18 protein-coding genes are annotated in these 16,912 nt (G+C 69.2%); 2 read left to right on the forward strand and 16 right to left on the reverse strand.

Features of this window, described 5'->3' with window-relative positions; genetic code table 11:
- The coding region (locus tag ACWELQ_RS14165; RefSeq protein WP_452397456.1) for a type VII secretion target at positions 1-1,343 on the reverse strand (1,343 nt) is incomplete at its 3' end.
- A gap of 81 nt (positions 1,344-1,424) precedes the next feature.
- Positions 1,425-2,909 (reverse strand): hypothetical protein, encoded by a 1,485-nt coding sequence (locus ACWELQ_RS14170; protein WP_452397457.1) that lies wholly within the window; start codon positions 2,907-2,909, stop codon positions 1,425-1,427.
- A 534-nt stretch (positions 2,910-3,443) separates the two neighbouring features.
- Here ACWELQ_RS14170 and ACWELQ_RS14175 point away from each other — a divergent pair.
- Complete coding sequence (locus ACWELQ_RS14175) at positions 3,444-4,112, forward strand: hypothetical protein (RefSeq protein WP_452397458.1); 669 nt, start codon at positions 3,444-3,446, stop codon at positions 4,110-4,112.
- A gap of 148 nt (positions 4,113-4,260) precedes the next feature.
- On the opposite strand, the gene ACWELQ_RS14180 is transcribed toward ACWELQ_RS14175, so the two are convergent.
- The 6 genes from ACWELQ_RS14180 to ACWELQ_RS14205 all read right to left on the reverse strand — a co-directional run bounded on the left by ACWELQ_RS14180 (position 4,261) and on the right by ACWELQ_RS14205 (position 9,325).
- Positions 4,261-4,611 carry a hypothetical protein gene (locus ACWELQ_RS14180; RefSeq protein ID WP_452397459.1) on the reverse strand — a complete coding sequence of 117 codons (351 nt, stop codon included), beginning with the start codon at positions 4,609-4,611 and terminating at the stop codon, positions 4,261-4,263.
- 9 nt (positions 4,612-4,620) lie between these two features.
- The gene (locus ACWELQ_RS14185; RefSeq protein WP_452397460.1) at positions 4,621-5,322 is read right to left on the reverse strand and encodes a hypothetical protein; all 702 of its coding nucleotides are present in this window, start codon (positions 5,320-5,322) and stop codon (positions 4,621-4,623) included.
- On the reverse strand, positions 5,319-5,660 hold the full coding sequence (locus ACWELQ_RS14190) for a hypothetical protein (protein ID WP_452397461.1): 342 nt from the start codon (positions 5,658-5,660) through the stop codon (positions 5,319-5,321). The genes ACWELQ_RS14185 and ACWELQ_RS14190 overlap by 4 nt, the downstream gene beginning before the upstream one ends.
- On the reverse strand, positions 5,657-7,114 hold the full coding sequence (locus tag ACWELQ_RS14195; RefSeq protein ID WP_452397462.1) for a PPE domain-containing protein: 1,458 nt from the start codon (positions 7,112-7,114) through the stop codon (positions 5,657-5,659). Before ACWELQ_RS14195 ends, ACWELQ_RS14190 begins: the two co-directional genes overlap by 4 nt.
- A 27-nt stretch (positions 7,115-7,141) precedes the next feature.
- Positions 7,142-8,005 carry a hypothetical protein gene (locus ACWELQ_RS14200; RefSeq protein WP_452397463.1) on the reverse strand — a complete coding sequence of 288 codons (864 nt, stop codon included), beginning with the start codon at positions 8,003-8,005 and terminating at the stop codon, positions 7,142-7,144.
- A gap of 906 nt (positions 8,006-8,911) precedes the next feature.
- Positions 8,912-9,325, reverse strand: a complete 414-nt coding sequence (locus ACWELQ_RS14205) for a hypothetical protein (protein ID WP_452397464.1) — start codon at positions 9,323-9,325, stop codon at positions 8,912-8,914.
- A gap of 124 nt (positions 9,326-9,449) precedes the next feature.
- Here ACWELQ_RS14205 and ACWELQ_RS14210 point away from each other — a divergent pair, with 124 nt between their 5' ends.
- Positions 9,450-10,037, forward strand: a complete 588-nt coding sequence (locus ACWELQ_RS14210) for a GNAT family N-acetyltransferase (protein ID WP_452397465.1) — start codon at positions 9,450-9,452, stop codon at positions 10,035-10,037.
- 8 nt (positions 10,038-10,045) lie between these two features.
- On the opposite strand, the gene ACWELQ_RS14215 is transcribed toward ACWELQ_RS14210, so the two are convergent.
- The 8 genes from ACWELQ_RS14215 to ACWELQ_RS14250 all read right to left on the reverse strand — a co-directional run bounded on the left by ACWELQ_RS14215 (position 10,046) and on the right by ACWELQ_RS14250 (position 16,587).
- Entirely contained in the window at positions 10,046-11,812 is a 1,767-nt protein-coding gene (locus ACWELQ_RS14215; protein ID WP_452397466.1) for an HEXXH motif domain-containing protein, read from the reverse strand.
- Positions 11,809-12,048, reverse strand: coding sequence for a hypothetical protein (locus ACWELQ_RS14220; RefSeq protein WP_452397467.1), 240 nt, complete (start codon positions 12,046-12,048; stop codon positions 11,809-11,811). The genes ACWELQ_RS14215 and ACWELQ_RS14220 overlap by 4 nt, the downstream gene beginning before the upstream one ends.
- Complete coding sequence (locus tag ACWELQ_RS14225; protein WP_452397468.1) at positions 12,045-13,052, reverse strand: FxsB family cyclophane-forming radical SAM/SPASM peptide maturase; 1,008 nt, start codon at positions 13,050-13,052, stop codon at positions 12,045-12,047. The genes ACWELQ_RS14220 and ACWELQ_RS14225 overlap by 4 nt, the downstream gene beginning before the upstream one ends.
- 98 nt (positions 13,053-13,150) lie before the next feature.
- Positions 13,151-13,303 (reverse strand): hypothetical protein, encoded by a 153-nt coding sequence (locus ACWELQ_RS14230; RefSeq protein WP_452397469.1) that lies wholly within the window; start codon positions 13,301-13,303, stop codon positions 13,151-13,153.
- A 65-nt stretch (positions 13,304-13,368) separates the two neighbouring features.
- Positions 13,369-13,521 (reverse strand): hypothetical protein, encoded by a 153-nt coding sequence (locus ACWELQ_RS14235; RefSeq protein ID WP_452397470.1) that lies wholly within the window; start codon positions 13,519-13,521, stop codon positions 13,369-13,371.
- Positions 13,522-13,772: 251 nt separating this feature from the next.
- Positions 13,773-15,086, reverse strand: coding sequence for a C40 family peptidase (locus tag ACWELQ_RS14240; protein WP_452397471.1), 1,314 nt, complete (start codon positions 15,084-15,086; stop codon positions 13,773-13,775).
- Entirely contained in the window at positions 15,083-16,003 is a 921-nt protein-coding gene (locus ACWELQ_RS14245) for a hypothetical protein (protein ID WP_452397472.1), read from the reverse strand. Before ACWELQ_RS14245 ends, ACWELQ_RS14240 begins: the two co-directional genes overlap by 4 nt.
- Before the next feature lie 47 nt (positions 16,004-16,050).
- Positions 16,051-16,587, reverse strand: coding sequence for a hypothetical protein (locus ACWELQ_RS14250; protein WP_452397473.1), 537 nt, complete (start codon positions 16,585-16,587; stop codon positions 16,051-16,053).
- Between the last annotated feature and the right edge of the window lie 325 nt (positions 16,588-16,912).

The raw sequence follows: 16,912 nt of genomic DNA on the forward strand, positions 1-16,912 counted from the left end.
GCGGCCACCGTTTCCCGCGCGGCCGCCGAACCCGCGAGGCCGAGCCGGTCGACGGCGTCCGAGGCGGCGACCCGCAGGTCGAGATCGTAGGCGGGTCCGACCAGGTCGGCCACCGCCGCCGTCGGCAGGGCCGTCCGCAGGGCGGCGTCGATCGGCCCCGAGGAAACCAATGCGGTCAGTTCGGCATCGGTCCGGCGGCCGAAGGCCAGGGCGAACTCGGCCAGCACCCGGGCCGGATCGGCCACCCCTTCCCAGGCCGCGGCCGGTTCGGGGCCAAGCAGTTCGTCCCAGGACCACGGGGTGGTTATCCCGACAGGCAGGTACAGGCCGGGCGGCAACCAACCGCGGCCCTCATTGGAGGTGAGCAGCACGTGCGGGCCCGACGGGCCGCGCATCACCGAGGCCGCCCAGGTCAGCCCGACAACAGGGGTGTCGACCGCCGCGAGGACCGCGCTCAGCAGGGTGCGCGCGAGGGCGAGATCCTCATTGACCGGCTCGTTGACCACATGCCCGGTACCGGCGTCCCGGTCGCTCGCGGCGGCGACCGCTGCGGCGAAGGGGGCCGGCACGGGCAGCGGCACGGCGCTGTCCGGGCCACCACCGGGCGGTGTGGGGCCGGTGTGCTCGGAGGGCGCGCCGGGCGGCCAGGGGCCCGCACCGACCAGTTCGCCGGTCGTCGACGCCAGGCCCGGTGCTCCGGTAGCAGGTACTGTCACCGAGTTCTGTTCGGTGTCACTGATGTTCGCGCTCGGCGTCATCGCGACGAGATCGGGGTCCGAAGGCGGCGCGCCCGCACCGCCCCTGGCGGTGACCGCGGTGGGGAGGGCGCCCGGGGTGGCCGCCGGATCGCCGCCCGTCGGGATCGGGCCGAGGGCGTCCGGATGCGCTGTGTCGCCCGGCAACGACCGACCGACCGGGGAAGCCGGCGTTTCGGGCATCGGGGACTCCGCGGCCGACGCCGGAGTCCCGGGCGCGGGGGGTGATCCCAGCAGGCCGGGCGATCCCATGACCACCGGTCCGCCCCCACCGGTGGGGTCCGAACCCCCGAGAATCCCCTTCGCTAGCTCACCGTCGGTGCCGACCAGGTCGTCGGCGGTCTGACGCAGGATGTCGGCGGTATCGCGATGCTGGACAGCCAGCGCGCGACCCGCGCGCTGGCGAGCGTCGTAGTATTCGTGGAGTGCCTTCTCGACCGGCCAGGCGATCTTGCCGTAGGTCTCGGGGAATCGTCGCAGCCAATCGTGGGGCGGCTCGGCCCACTGCCAGATGTCGTTGGCGACCTGATCGTGTTGCGCGGCAAGCTGACGCAGCACCTCGGGGTCGATATGTAGTGGTTCCGACATGCTGGGCGCGGGCTCCTCTCCCCTTCTACGGTCCACCAATTGTCGAGGCTCCCCATGCGCGGGAAGTCGACCGGCCCGGCGTCACCGTCGCCGCAGCGAGACGTTATCCCTTGGCACAGAAGCGATTTCCCGCATCGTGGGATGTTCGGCGATCAGGCCGTGCAGGTAGACCGCGTCCCGTAGGGAATGCCGGTCGGGCGGATCGGCCAGCAACCGTACGAGCTCGTCGCAGTGCCGCTGCAGCGCCAGCGTCCGAATCACGGCCGCGTCCGGTCCTTTCGATTCGGAGCGCAACTCCCCCAGCGGGATTCGCGACACATCACGCCGATGGGCCACGGCGGACGCGGCCAGCAGCGCGTCCACCTTCCACAGCTCGTCCCACCGGTCCGCCGCGACCGGCTGCCCGCGGCTCACGGCCTGCAGAATCCGGCCGCGCAGCTCGGGAGCGCCCAGCACATCCACCGCAGCCGCCGTCAGGTGCGCGACCCGGGCCTGGGCATCCTGAGCCAGAGTCACGCACTTCTCCGGCACGGCGGCCAGTGGCACCGCCGCGACCCGGTCGAGCAGGCGTGGGGCGGCGGTGAATCCGAGGCGGTCGACGAGCCCGGGACCCGGTTCAGCGAAATTCAGCTCGGGCGCCGGCGTCACCTCGGCCGCGAGCGGAACGCCGCGCAGCTGCCGCCGCAGCGCGTCGTCGATGGGGTGCGAGGAGGCGATCGCGGCGAATCCGGCACCACGCGCCGCACCCCAGACGAGTCCGAATTCGGCCAGCACCCGCGCGGGGTCCGCGAGTCCCTCCCAGGGTGCGTCCTCGGCGGCCTCCCACACCCACGGCGTCGACACTTCGCGGGGCAGAAACAACCCCGCGGGCAGCCATCCGCGGCCCTCGGTGGAGGTCACGAAGGCGGCGAGGCCGGACGGGTGCCGCATGACCGACACCGCCCACGCGGGTGCGAGCGGTGAATCGTCGACCACCGCGAGAATGCTGCGCAGCAGGGTGCGGGCCAGTGTGAGTTCGCCGTCGGCGCGGTCCCCGAGCACGAACGCGGGCGATGCGCCCGCCAGGGCCAGCCCGACTGCGGCGGTGAGCATTTCAGCGGCGTCCTCGCCGTCCGCGGGGGCGTTGTCACGCGATCGCGCGGCGCGGTCGGGGGCAGCCGTCTGCCGTGCGGGCCCGGTCCTGCTCGGATGGTCGGCGGCACCGGCGGGCGCGGAGGCGGCGGGGGCCGTTGCTCCGGCGGCTGCTGTCACCCGTGGTCCGGGGCCGTCCGCCCGTCGCGGCGCGGATTCCACCGGCACCCGCCCGGATTCGACCGCACCGCCGGCAAGCGTGGTGTGCGGGGCGGGGCCCGTGCCCGGCGGGCCGACCGGAGCCGGGATCATCGGGCCCGGCACCACACCCGGCGGCCATGCCACGATCGGTGCGGGTTCGCCCGCTCCGGTTCGGTCCGATCCGGAGTTCGCCGCTGCGACCTGGTCGCGGTCCGGCGCTGCCGGACCCGCCTGCGGTGGTGGAGACTTCTGCTGCCCGACGGGTGTTCCCAGCGGATGGTTCGCGGTCGCCACAGTCGGTTCCCCCTGAGAGGCCGTGGTATGGCCGCCGGGCGCATCCGGCGCGGGGCCCGAATGTGGTTGTGGCGAAGCGTAATTCGTCGGCGCTATCGATGGGCTGTGGGCTACTCTCGGCGCGAACACCTGGGGGGACCCCGGCCCACGCGATGTCTCTGGTGCGCCGTCGCGGCGGTGGACCACCGGTTCGTGGGGATCGATGATCGCACTGTCTCGTCGCGGGCCGCCGGAGTTGTCCGGAAACGTTGTGCCCGTGCTGTCCACAGCGGGTGTCGACCCGGCCGGGATCCCAGGATCCCCGCCCGAAGCTGCCGGCCCGAACGCGGTGGGTTCCGCGGCGTTGCCTGGCTGCTCCCCTGGGATGACGGGAGCCGGAGCTTCGCTGCCCCGCGTTGCGCGCGGCGGGCGGTGACCCTCGGGTTGTCCGTCGGAGGGCGGATGTGGCAGGGGAACCGCGCTCCCCCCGTCGGAGGGCCACGCGTTCGGCTGCCCGAGCAGTTCGGCGATACGCGTGAGCGTCGGATACACACTGTGCCCCAGACTGTTTCGCGCCCGCAACACCAGTTCGTCGACCTCGTGGCCCGCCTCGCGGACGATGCCGGAGATCTTTACGGTCCGATCCCGCTGCGACCGGTCGTCGTCCGCTGCGTCACTGAGCGCATGAATGCGCTCACCGGCGCGGTCGACGATATCGAGGATCCCGTGGCGGGTGTCGTGGACCAGCCCGGCGAAGTCGTCGAACACGGTGGCGGCCGCGCCCAGCGCTTCCTGAAAGGCCCCGAGTCGCTGCTGTTCCGCCCACATCGCCTCGCTCACCGGTCGCAGGCCGGCACTGGCGTGCACCCGCTCGTCGAAACCCTTTCGGGCTTGGGCGAATCCGAGCGGGTCCAGCCCGTCGGCACCGGACCGCGCCGCGCTCGCCAGCGTGCTCCACGCCTGCGGCCCGATCTCAGGCCACCGGTCGCCGACGATACCGGCCCAGTACGGGCTGCCCCGGTGCGGATCCATGCGGTGTCAGCGTGCTGCCCGGGGACGATCGATGGCGGCGGCGCCGGCGATATCGGCCGCTATCAGCGCCCGAACCACTTCCACCGCCCGGTGGTAGCCGGACACGGACCGCGGAGCGTCGGCGGCGCACGCGTCCGCGAAGACCGAACGGACACGATCGGCAGTCTCGGCCAGGTCTTGATCGAGCGGTGAGTGCCCGACGCCTCCCGGCACCATCTCGTGCACCACCGCCGACAGTTGCGCCGCAGCGCGTTTCGACGCTTCGGCGACACGGTGTACGGCAGCTATGATCTCTTCGGGATCGTCTAGGTAAAGTTGTTCGGGCACAACGCACTTCCCTTCAGTGGCCGGAGCCGAATTCGGCCGCCTCCGCGGCCCGGTACGACGCCTCGGTGGGCAGGTCGAACGAGTCGATGGTGTAGGGGCGGGTGCCATTGTGTTCCATTTCGGCGCGTAGTCCGACACGCGATTTCAGGTGTGCCAGGCGGGCTAGACGAACGATTTCGCGGGCGAGCCAGGTGTCGCCGTTCTCGCGGGCATCGTCGGTGAGATACATGCCGACGATCTCGCCATCGCGATTGCAGGCCACACCCGCGGTATGGTCGGGGTTGAAGACCTCGTAGGTCCGAGCGCGCCAGTCCGGCGGAGCCGGTTCCTGCGCGTCGTCCTGGTCGTCGAATACAGCGGTCATGGCTGGCTCCTACTGCTGGGTTTCGGACATGGTCGGTGGCTGACCCTGTTGTCCTGCTTCATCTTCCATCTGGTCGACGAGGGTCGCCCAGGTCAGGTCGTCGATGCCGAGCACCCGGCGCAGTTGCCAGAACCGCTCTCCCAGATACAGATCCGCCGAACGATCAGCGGCGATATCGAGGCGATCCGGTCCCTCTACGCCCGGATTGAGGGTGATCGTGGTGACTGGCGGATTCTTGTCGTCGACGGTGATCACCGTTCCCCCGCCCGGGATGAAGATGTGCCGACACCGGCTACCGGCGGCGATATCGATCTCGGAGCTGTTGGTGGCGATGGTGATATCCGGGTCGAGCAGCAGCTGCATCACCCACGCCCGCGTGGTGATCGCGGGCCGTTCGGCATGGACGCCCAGCGCACGAACGACCGAGAGGTCCAGTACGAGAACCGATTCGGTGGCGGTGACGCCCACGACGACGAGACGTTTGGAGGTGCCCTCCGGGTAGGGCAGATCATCGGCGGGCAGGGTCGACACATCGGTGCCGGGCCCGTCGACCGCGGCCGGGAAGGTGGTGACCAGGCCGGTCGCGACGTCGATGGTGTAGGCGGCGATCGGAGTGGGTGCCTGCGAGCCGATCGCCGCCAGCCGGACCAGCCCCTCGGTGTGCAGCCAGCGAATGGTGTCGGCGACGGTGACCGCGGTGGTCTCGGTCACGACGACACGCTCGCCGAATCCTCGGCCGGGGCGCCGACCGACCACGGGTCGGCGTCCATGAGGGTCTGATACTGGCGGCTCGCGTCGGCCGTGCTCTCCCGGATCGCGGCCATGATCTCCTCGGCCAGTTCGGTATTACTCAGCCCCTCGGCGGTGCCGGGGGCGAGATAGAGCCCGGTCAGCTTGCCCATGGCGTCGATCTCGGGGACCACCGCGCCGCTCGGTGAGGGGCGGCGGGCCCGGATGGCGCCGATCTTCTCGCGTAGATCGGCGATCCGGTGCCGCAGATCGCGCGCGGCGTCGAGCGCGGCTTGAACGTCGGGATGGATGTCACTCACACGGATCCTCCGGAATGGGCCGGTCCCTGGGGTGCGGGGGTCGGCGGGGTCGGGGTCGGGGCGATGGTCGGCTTTTCACCGATCACCGCGTCGATGTACGGGGTGTCGTCGACGCAGATGAGCCGATCCGGATGCCAGGCCACGACTCGCTTGCGCTCGTTGCCGCCGGCGCCTCCGGTCGCTCCGGGCGACATCGGCATATACGGCATGTACGGCGAACCGGCGCCGCCACGGTTGGCCGACGCGACGGCATTGCCGTTCGACAGCGCGTCGATGACCGGGGCGCGGGGCAGACCGGCACCGGTCGCCACGGCCGGCACCGAGGGCAGCCCACCCATCGGGACCTGCGGAATCTCCTCGTCGACCGGATAGCCGGTGTCCACCGCGGGGATAGCGGGACCACCGCCGGCGAAGGAGGGGATGTTCGGCAGATTCTCGAAGGGGTAGAAGGACGAATCGTCGGGCACCGTGGTGTCGGGTTCGGAGGGCATCTCGTGCTGCTGCAGGCCATTCAGGCCCGACATCGAACTGAGCAGCGCGGGCAGCATCTGCATCATGGTGCTCGAGTCGCCGTTCCCGCTGCCGCCATTGCCGTTCGGATTCTGCTTCGGATCGTCGCCCGGGGTCTGTGCGGTGCCGACCTTGCCGGTGTACTCGGTGGCCGACCGAGCCGACCGAGCGTTCACCTCGTGGAAGTGCTCCAGCGCCGCCAGTTTCTCCGCCTGGTTGTTCGACCTCAGGCTGGCGAGCAGCCGTTCGCGGGCCTTGCTGATCTCCTCGGGTAGCGGGTGCCGGGCCTTGACGGCCGCAAAGGCGGCGGCGTAGTTGTCGACATCGGCGGCGAGAGTGTCGAGTTGGTCCGCGGCCTGCGTCAACCGGGCGCGATGATTGCCCACATGCTCGGCCGCCATGGTGCCGACCGGGGTCCACTTGTGCAACGACCTCATGGCATCGTCGAGGGTCGCGACCGCGTCGAGTCGGGCGTGATCGGTGAATCGGCGCAGCAAGCGGGCGTAGTCGCGGGCCGGGCCCGGACCCGGACCCGACTGCAACTGCTGCGCGAAGGTCAACGGGTCGACCGCCACCTCGGTGAGGACCGGCGGTGGAGGGGACGGCCGTGGCGCGAATCGTACTGCTCCGGCAACGGGATTCGTGATGGCCACCCCACCGCCGACACCGATCTTCCGCGCGCCCTCTTCGTCGGCGGCCACGTAATCGACCGCGGCCGCGCGAATGCGGTCCGCGTGCGATGCGAGACCGTTCAGCAGGTCGACCACCTCGTTGGTCACCGAGGCGGCCCGCAGGTTGTACAGCGCGGCCGCGGCTGCGGAGTCGGCGTCGGCGCCTGCCGGCATCACCGCATCGGTGGGCAGGGCCGAGTGCACCTGTGCTGCCAGTTGCGACAGCGTCCCGGCGATGCCGGCCAGGTCCTGGGGGTTGACGCGCAGTACCACGCTTGTCTCCTGTTCCGCGCGGGCCGGTCAGGCGGTCAAGGGCGCGGCGGAGGGGTCCGGGGCGACCGATACTGTGCCGCCCTCCGGCTTGTCCGCCGGGCCGGCCAGTTCGGCGCCGCGGGGGTGCGCGAATCCGGCGAACTCTCCGAAATCCCCTGTGCCGCCGGTTGTTTTCGGGGCGTCGGCGGGCTTGGGGGCCGCAGCGGGCTTCGGTGTCTCGGAGGGCTTCTGGTTTCCGGGCACGTTCGGGCTCTCCGGCGGCTTCAGGGTCTCCGACGACTTCGGAGTCTCCGGCATCTGCGGGGTGAACGGGGTCAGCTTGCCCTTGACGATCACCTCCAGTACCGCGTCGGTGCCCTCGCCGAGCGTGCGGACCAAAGCCGTGCGGTCCGGATCGCGCCAGACTGCCACATCGCCGGTCATCAGCTGACTGGGGTCGACACGGTCGCCGATCCGCTTGCTGTCGGCCCACTTCGCCCGCGTATTCGCGTAGGCCCGCTGGGCGTCGGTCCCGGTGTGGTCGGCGAACGCGACGTCGAGCGCCTGCGCCACGACCACCGACACCAACTGGGTCTTCCCGTCGGGGAACAGGTACGACACATTGCCGTCCTTGTCGGGTGTGCGCGCCGGATGCTGCGCCGGAGACTGGTCGGGGTGCGCGGCGCTGACCGGCTTGACCTGCGGCGTCGAGTGCGGATTGTTCCCCGCCGGTGCGATGGGCTGCCGGGGTGCCACCGGCGGCGGCGCGGTCTGTCCCGGTGGCATGATCGATTGCGGGTCACGACCGTATCGATCCTGATCGAGCCGGTCGAACCGGCCGGGATCGCCGAGGCCGTTCTGCCCGTTATTGCGCATCATGGCCATCAGCGGCCACATCGACATGAGATCCATGCCGGACCCCGTTCCTCCTACAGGGGCGATCATTCCAGCCCGAGACGGCGATGTGCCGAGACTCCCGGCCGGATCGCCGACGTCGCCCTTGCGGAGCGGCGGAATATCCGAGGCGGCGGGCGATTTCGCCGCGTCCGCACCGGCGCCGAGAACGGGCGGCAAGTCCCGGGATCCGGGCTGTTGCCTGTCCGACTGCGGGAGCCTCGGGTCGAGCAACGGCGGAATGAGTTGCTGGCGGGCTGCCAAATCGGGCTGCATGAGCCAGGGCGGTTGGTAGTGCGCGTTCGGATCGCCCGCCTGCCCGTTAGTGCCCGGACCACCGGGACCACCGGACCCAGGCTCGGGCAATCTCAGCGCGGCGAGTTCCGAACTCACGCCGTCGAGAACCGCGGTGGTATCGTTCGTTGCCTGGGTCAGATAGCTCATGACCCAGTCGTCCTCCCTGATGCCCTCTCCGGGCGCGGTGCGGGCTTTCTTTTCGACATTTCTGATCACGTCAACGAGCCTCGTCTTCCCCTTACCGGTGATTCGTGCGGCGTCCTGCGCCTTGGCTGCAACCACGGCATCCATCTTCTGCAGATTCGTGATCGCTTTGTCGAGTGTGTCGCACGCCGTTCGATAACTGTCGATACTCGCGCTGGACGAGCCGGTAAGGTTCGCGGGCTGCAGCCGAGGCGCATCCGCAGAAGTCGGTGGCGGTGTGGTATTGCCCTTCCCGAGAGAATCGATCGCTTTTTTCAAGGTGTCGGGTAGGGTTTGGTAAATTTCTACGACGGCGGGGCTCAAGACGAACCGGTCCGGGTATTCCTCATTCTTCATCGCCTCGTTATCGGGCATGAAAAGCGAAATCAGTCCCATGTTACATCACCCCGCATCCGGACATATCGCTGATCACTAGAGAATAGGCTATGAGTCCAAGCTGTTCCAGGTATAGATCGGTTTCACTGGAATTCTGGATATTCCTCGGTCATGGGGCATGGAAAATACCCCACCTGCGGCACCGAGGGTTGCCAATAATGGCCCTTTCAATGTTTGCGCCGGCGCTCTGGAAAATAGGAAGTTCTTGATTGTCCCGACCACTGTCGCGGCAGCAGTTTGTCCGGCACCACCACCGAGGAGGCCGCCTGCCAGGCCGCCCAACACGCCGCTGATCGCGCCGCTGGTCATGCTGTCGCTCAAGTTCTTGCCCTCAATGACCTTGGAGGTGAAGGTTCCAGCAGCGGCACCCAGAGCCATGGAGAGGGCCGGAGTTCCGATCATCCCGAGGCCTGCGAAAGCACCCGTTATGGCCATGCTCTCAATCGTTTGCAACCAGCCCACGCGCGATTCACCTCACCAGAAACGGTCCTCCAGCACAGCTCAGCCCATTGTCCGAGATTCCCAACGCTGGGAATCGCGCATGCGCGGCACACAATGGTCGCCAAGCAGTACGACGGCGCAGGGAGTGGATCAGGCGATGGCGGCCGAGGGGATCGAACTCGGTCCGGTGTTCAAGTCTTGCATCGAGGACGCCCGCCTCGGCGACACGCCGGATATCGTCCACGTGATCCGGGAAGGCGCCCGCTCGGCCTACAGTGAGCTACGGGTGCTGCCCGGCAAGCCGGGGCTCCGGGCGTTCCTGATCGAACTGGCCGCCCGTAAGCCTGGGGAGATCGATGCGGCTGTGCGTGCTGGCCGTGACACGCTGCTTGTGCAGCGGATCGGCAGCGGGCGGATCGTCGGCTTCGCGCAGGTCGGCCCAGGCGAGAGCGATGCCATTCTGCTCGCGGCGTGGTACGTGCTCCCCGAGTTCCATGGCATGGGCCTGGCACGACCGCTGATGCGGCGGGCGGTACTCGCGGCCCGTGACCGTCCGTTCTACGCGTACACGACCGCCGGCACCCGCGGACATCGGGCCTACGCCAAGCTCGGGTTCGTCCTGGCTGGGCAGGCGCTGCCGACGCCCGGCCCGCTGGCGGCGGCCGGGCTCGTCGCACCGCAACTGCGCGCGGACCTGCCCGCCGAGGCGAGACGTCGGTTGCTGCGCTCGTGACCGCTCGGTCAGGCGTCCGAGAGCCAGCGCAGCAGCTCGAGAACATCGGCCTCCGGACCGACGGACTGATACAACCGCGCCGCCACCTCTGCTCGATCGGTCAAGACCCGCACGGCGTGGGGTCCGTGCACCTTCGACACCGCCAACGCCAGTCCCGCCCACGCTTGCGGCCGCAACGGGTCGACGCGCAGTTCGCGGCTGTAGAGGGCCATGGCCTCGCTCGGATATCCGGCGAGATAGGCCCGGTCGCCCTCCGGTTGTCGCGAATCCGCCAGGGCCGCAGCGGCGGTCGCGTCCACGGTGGTGAGCTGAGCGGCCAGGCGCAGACGGCGGTAGTGATCAGGCAGGGTGCGCTGATCGACCCGATCGGCGCGCAAAGTCCGGGTGGGGGCCCGCCGGCCCGCGTCCCAGCACGCGGTGAGTTCGGCAATCGCCGCCGGGTCCGGCGCCAGGTTGCGGACCGACCAGAAGACTCGGTGCGCCAAAGATGATTCGTTCGCTGCCTGCCGGGCCGTAGCGGGGACCTCTTCCCCGGACCAGGAGCTCATGGCCGCGGTCAGTCCGTCGAGAACACCGGTGCCTGCGGCGGTGAGCAGGCCCGAGGCCCGCGCTTCGGTGATCGCGCCCGCAAGCTGGGTGCGCCAGAGTTCGAAGTCGGCGTGCGCTTGCAGGGACCCGTGGCAGTAGGAATGACGATGGACACGCCAGAAGTCGACCACTCCGAAGAAGGCGTAGATGCCGTGCATCAGGCCGAGAACGGGTCGTGGATCGTCGCGCCATGGGGCGTAGAAGCGGGATTCGGGGTCGGGATCGAACAACTCCACCTGGTCGGTGAGCAACCCGAACTTCGTGTGCTGGATCTCGTGGATCAGGGTGAGCGCCAAATGACAGCCGTCGGTCGCGGCGGTGGTGTACACGCAGCCGGTGCCATGGGCCGAGGTGTAGCTGGAGCTGTCCACCATCGCATCCACGCTCAACGGCGCCAAGCTGCGCAGGCAGTCCCGCATCGGTGTGAGGTACCGATCATGGTGGCGACGCAACAGCTGCCACGCCTGCTCGAAGTCGCGTTGCCAGCGCTGGGCCTGCTGGGCGTTCAGGCGTGGGAGCGCCGACGTCGCGGACTCTCGATGGCGGAACGGATCCAGATCGTCCAGCCACACCGTGATCTCGTCGTCCTCGACCCGCACGGTCCGCAGCGGCAACCATCCGGTCTGCGTTTCCTCGGCCGGCGATTCAATCCGCAGGGAACCTGTGTCCCAGCGGAAATGCAATGCGCCCGTGGCGGTCCAGTGCAGTTCGCAATGACCACAGTGGTCGTCGGCGCCGAGCACGGCCATCCCCAGCCCCGGCAGCATGACCTCGCCGTTGCGGATCACCAGTCGGGCCGCTCCCTCGGTCCCGGCCAGGATCGCGGCCGAGGCCGCCAGCCAGCCCAGATAGCCGCAGTCGGCCCACAGCGGGGTCCGAGAGTCGTCGGATTCGTCGGCGAAGCGGCGCAGCACGTGGTTGAGCCAGGGACCGGTATTGGGGTAGCACAGCATCGACGAGACCACCTCCGGGTGATCAGGCTGCAGTGCGGCCAGGCTCCGATAAGCCTCGTGCAGTTCGGCCCCGGCACCGACCGCCTCATCGGCCGCCGCCGTCAGCAGGGAGCGCAGTAGGATCGCTCTCAGTACCTGCAGGCCGCTGGTCAGGGCCGCGATACCCGCACGAGAACCGTGTCCGGAGCTCAGATCCAGTGCGATATCGTCGATCTCGTCCGTTGTCGCCGTCATGAGTGTCTCCCTGGTGTTGCGGGTGTGTCGCGCGAGGCGGCGAGAAGGTCCGCGCGTAAACGCTTTTCGATGTGTTCGATCACTTTTTTCAGATCGGGGCAGTACACGGAGGGATTGCGGAATCCGGAGCCCTCGCGGTAGCGGTGCACGTAATGTCCCGCGCCGCAGACGGTGTGCACCGGGCAGCCCGTGCAGGTGTCGTCGAGGGCGGCGGCGCCGATCTGGCGGGCCATCATCGACGGATCCCAGATCGCCTGATCGAGCGGGTTGCCCGCACCCCCAGGCGCAGTCCCGCCGCACCCTCGAACGCCGACTTCAGCTCGTCGACTTGTTCGAGCGAGCCGTCGGTTTCGATCACCGCCAACCGGACCGGCGCCAGACCCAGCAACTCCGATCCCGCGTCTCGGCCCAGCAGCAGATCGATGACGCAGTCGAACAACCGCACCCGGGTCTCGAGTTCGGGGGCGCCGTACCAGCGGTCGAAGATCGGCAGCAGCCAGTCCGCGTAGGGTGTGGCCGCCGGGTCGGACGTTCGACCGGGGGGTGGGGTTGTCCAATTACCGTGCGGTAGAAGGAAATCCACGGACGGCGGGGAGAATCGCAAGAGGGCGTCGTAGGTTTCGATCGGATCGTTGCGCAGATCCACGGTGCACAGCAGGCCGGTGAACAGCCGCCTGCGTTCATCGGCCAGCAACCGTTCCAGTCCGGCCGCGACCCGGTCGTAACTGCCTTGGCCGCGGCGGTCGAGGCGGTGGCGATCATGCTCGGCCCGCCCGCCGTCGAGGCTGACACCGATCTTGATGTTCCAGCGATCGCAGATCCGCAGGACGTCCTCGTCGATCAGGACGCCGTTGGTCTGGATTCCCAAGCGCACCTGGACATCAGGCTCGAGCATGTGGCGGGCGGTGCGGGCGAAGTACTCGAGTTCGGAGGAGCCGGCCAACAGCGGTTCGCCGCCATGGAAGACGAGATCCACCGCGGGCACCGCGTGCATGGCGGCATGCTGGGCGATCATCCGGCACGCCCCGTCGAAGGTGTCGCGGCTCATGGCCCTGGGTTTCGCACGCCAGCTCTGATCGGCCATTTCGTAGACGTAGCAGTAGTCGCAGGCGAGGTTGCACCACCCGTGGATCTTGACGATGAACTCGGTGAAGGCACGCGGCTGCCAGCCCTTGCGTCGGAGCTCGGCGACCTGCACTCCCCAACCGGACCAGGGCAGTTCCTCGATCGTGTGGTTCATCCGCGGGGTCCTTTCGCTAGCGAGCAGGCGGGAGGCCCGCGGAAGGTGTGCCCGGAGGATCCACCGGACACCTCGATGCCCGGTGCGCGGCAATCCGGCTAATCGTCAGCGCCGATGAAGCTTTGAAACGCGAGCCGCCCGCCCTCTGCGGATTGCGCGACATATCGTTGCAGCGCGGCGCGCAGCGCCGGACCGGCCGCGGCCGCCAGCTGCTCCGGATCGCGTCCGGCGAGATCAGCAAGATTCCCCATGGCACACCTTCCTTGTCGAGATCTCCGCGGTAATCGCGCACCGCGGATCAGGTAATGGCGCCGGGCTACTCGTCCGCGCCGATGAAGGAGTTGAACGCGAGCCGCCCGCGCTCGGCGGACTGCGTGGCATGTCGTTGCAGCGCGGCGCGCAGCGCCGGACCGGCCGCGGCGGCCAGCTGCTCCGGATCGCGTCCGGCGAGTTCAGCAAGATTTCCCATGACGTGTCTTTCCTTTCGAGAAATCCACAACCAATGCCGGGTTCTGCGTTGTCGAGGCCGAATTCCACGAGCAGAACGACGCGGTGTGGAAATTCCAGATCTACTCGGGGAACTCGATGCACATCCCGGCATTGCGGATGCTACGCGCAGTGCGCACTGAGCACTTCGCGAATATTCCCACTACTGAGAACATCGCTGCCCGAAGCTTTTTCGGAATCGCTTCTCCGGCGACAGCACTGCGCGAGGATCCGTCACCTGGCCCAGCGGGCGGCTGCGAATCCGTTTGGCAGGCCTGTCACCCGCACGTTCAGGCCGGTACGGGGCGCCTCGACGCACTGGCCGTTGCCGATATACATCATGACGTGCGTGGGGCTACCGCCATTGAGCTGATTCGCGGGGAAGATGAGATCGCCCGGCTGGATGTCGCGCGGAGATACCTTGGGCAGGCTCGCGTACTGCTCCTGGGAGGTGCGCGGGATGCTCACCCCGCCCGTTCGCGCGGCGTACTGGGTCAGGCCCGAACAGTCGAAGCCGCCCGGCCCCTCCCCGCCCCACACATACGGTTTGCCCACCTGTGCCAGCGCGGCCGAAATCGCCTGTTGCACCGACGCTGTCGTCGCGCCGTCCGGGAAGAACAACGTGGGCTGGTAGCCGCGCCCATTGATGTTGTAGAGGTACAGGGCGGTAAGTTGATCGATGGCGGCGGCGGTTTCCGCCGACGAGGCCTGCGAACCGCCGATGATGGACTGCCCCTGTTGCAGAGCGACCGCCAAGATGGCGTGCACGCGTTGCTGTCCGTCCGGTGTATACGCCTGAGTTCCCAACTGGGCCAAGGCCACATCGAGTTCGCGCACCAGTTGTGCCAGCGTGTCACGATCGATGCCCTGCGCACCCGCCAGCCCGGTGAGGTAGTACGCGAGCTGGTTGTCGAGGTTCTCGAAAGCGACCGCCGCGGTGCTCTGATAGAGCTGTGTGGCCCGCGCCGCCGCCGCGGTGGCGGAATCCCCGCCGCCGTCCTCGGGCGTGGTCACCGAGCCCGGCGGTGCGTCACCCGGAGTGGAGGACGCGGGATCCGTCGCATCGGGGGGAGGGCCCGCCGCGGTATCGCCGCTGCCGTAGGTATCGTGCAGCCCTTCCAGCGCATCGATCGCCTGCTGGGCCTGCGGCGAGAGAGTGTCCCGGAGCGATCCCCCGGAGGTGTTCACGGAAATCGGTGTGGCCGCAGCGGCATTGGACGATCCGCCGCCGCCCAGGGCCGAGGCCAGCATGGGCAGCAGCATCAAGGCCGACATGGCGGCGGGGGCAAGCGAGGTGAGCAGCCGCGGGTCTATCGGTGGCGGCGTGTCCGGTTCGCCGGGCACGTTCACCGCGCCGGATGGCCTGCTGTCCGGCGCGGCCGTTCCAGCCGCGACCGTGCCCTGTGGCTGCCCGGCCGCGGGGGCCGAGCGGACCTGGGCGGCATCGGTCGACGCCGGTCGCGCGCCCCAGGACAGCGGCGGCGCGGTTTCCGGATCGGCGTGTGCGACGGCGGCTTCGGCCCGCACCGCGGGACCCGGTCCGCTCACGCGGGATTCCCCAGGACCCTTTTGACTCGGACGTCACGCCCGGTGGGCAACGCCATCTGAACCACCTGCCCTGTTCTCGGATCACTGCTGACAATCTGCGAAACCGCCGGGCCCGTGCCCCGATCGCCGAGGACGATCGGGGCCGTTTCGACGGCCACTCCGACACGGGTCGGCGCGTAACCCCGGTAATCCCAGAAGACCAGGTCGCCTGGCGACAGCGCGACCGGATCCACCCGCTGGCCGCACAGACTCTGTGCGGCAACGGTTCCCGGGAGCACGAGTGCACCCGTCGTGGTCCGGGCCGAGCATTCACCGGTCGTCCCGGCGGCGGAACCGTCACGCAGCGAGGCGCTCTCGGCCGTCGTGAGCGCCGGGCAGCCGCTCACCTCGGCCACCGAGGCGTGCCGGATCACCAGTGCGGCAAAGGTGGCGGCGTCGACGCTCACGTCCGCTGCACCCGTCCGATCCACGAGCGAGATCGCGGTCAGGCGAGCGCACTCGACGACGGGCCCGAGATTGACGGTCTGCACGGGTGGCGACTGATAGGGCGCATGCCGCATGGCCGTGGCGCAGGCTCGCAGCCAGTCGGAGGCATCCCGATCCTCGGGCCCGAAGGTCAGCTCCGCATACGGATTGGCCGTCGGAGCAACCGAACTCACCGGCGCCCGCGGCACCGCCGCGGTGGCAGCCCCCGCGGTGGTCGTCGTCGCAGACGGATCAGGCCCCACCGCGGCGTCACACTGATCGCGCAGATCCCTCACCGTTACCGACGAACTCGTCACGCTGAAGGCCAGCAGGGGCGTGAGGACCACCAGCGCAATCCCCAACGGGCACGCAGCCAGCAGCAGCCACACGAGCGACCGCCCCAGACCAAAACCCCTGAGCGCCAACGCTACCCGGCGGATCATCGTCTTCACTTCCTCGATTGTCGGTGGGTATTCACGAATCGGCGGACGCGGTTCGATCAGCCCGATTCGTGGCCCCGGCTCGAGACCTCGTTGCCGATGGCGTTCAATATTCGTGCCGCGCCATCGCGGTCTACACCCGCGTTTCTCAGCTGCTCCGCGTAGGCGACTTCGCGCGCGTCGGCGCCCGGCCTGGCCGCCCTCTCGTCGCCGCCCGCGACCCGGGCCAACGCCACCAACCGAGCCCTCCTGTCAGCCGGGCCGCCGTCCGCCAGGTACGCGGCGACGTAGTCGCCCTGCGGCCCGTCGGCCACACCACGGTCGAGTGCAGGGCTGTACACGTGGGAGAACCAGACGGCGGCCTCGTCCAAGGTCGCTCGGTCCGCCTCGAGGGCCTCCTGGTGGGCGTGCAGGGTCCCCGCGCGATCCAGGCGCTCGACGCGGTCCTGGTAATGCAACACCGCCGCCGCGTAGGCCTCGGAGGCATTGAATTGACGTTCCGAGTCTTCGAACCCGTCCGCCAGCCGGGCGACGTTGCCCCACGAGTTGAGGACATGGCCTATGACCATCTGGTCGAATCCGACTTCTTCCAACACGCCGCGGAGTTCGCTGCTGTGGGCGCCTTCGGCGAGGGCAGCCCGGGCGGCCGCAGCCGCGGCCCTGCGGGAGTTGATGCCACCGAACCGTTGCGCCGCCCTGCGCGCTGCTCCAACTGGGTCGCTGGGTCGCGGCGGATTCGCCGGCATCGGCGGCACCCGCCGCGGATTCGCCGATGGCGGCGGCACCCGCGGCGGATTCGCCGATGGCGGCGGCACCACTGGGCCTCCGGGCGGTGCCGCCGGTCCACCCGGTCCGCCCGGCGGTGCCCCTGGCCCGCTCTGTCCGCCAGGACCTCCCGGCGCCGCCGGTGCCGGCGGTGGC

It is taken from the genome of Nocardia sp. NPDC004722 (assembly GCF_053601505.1).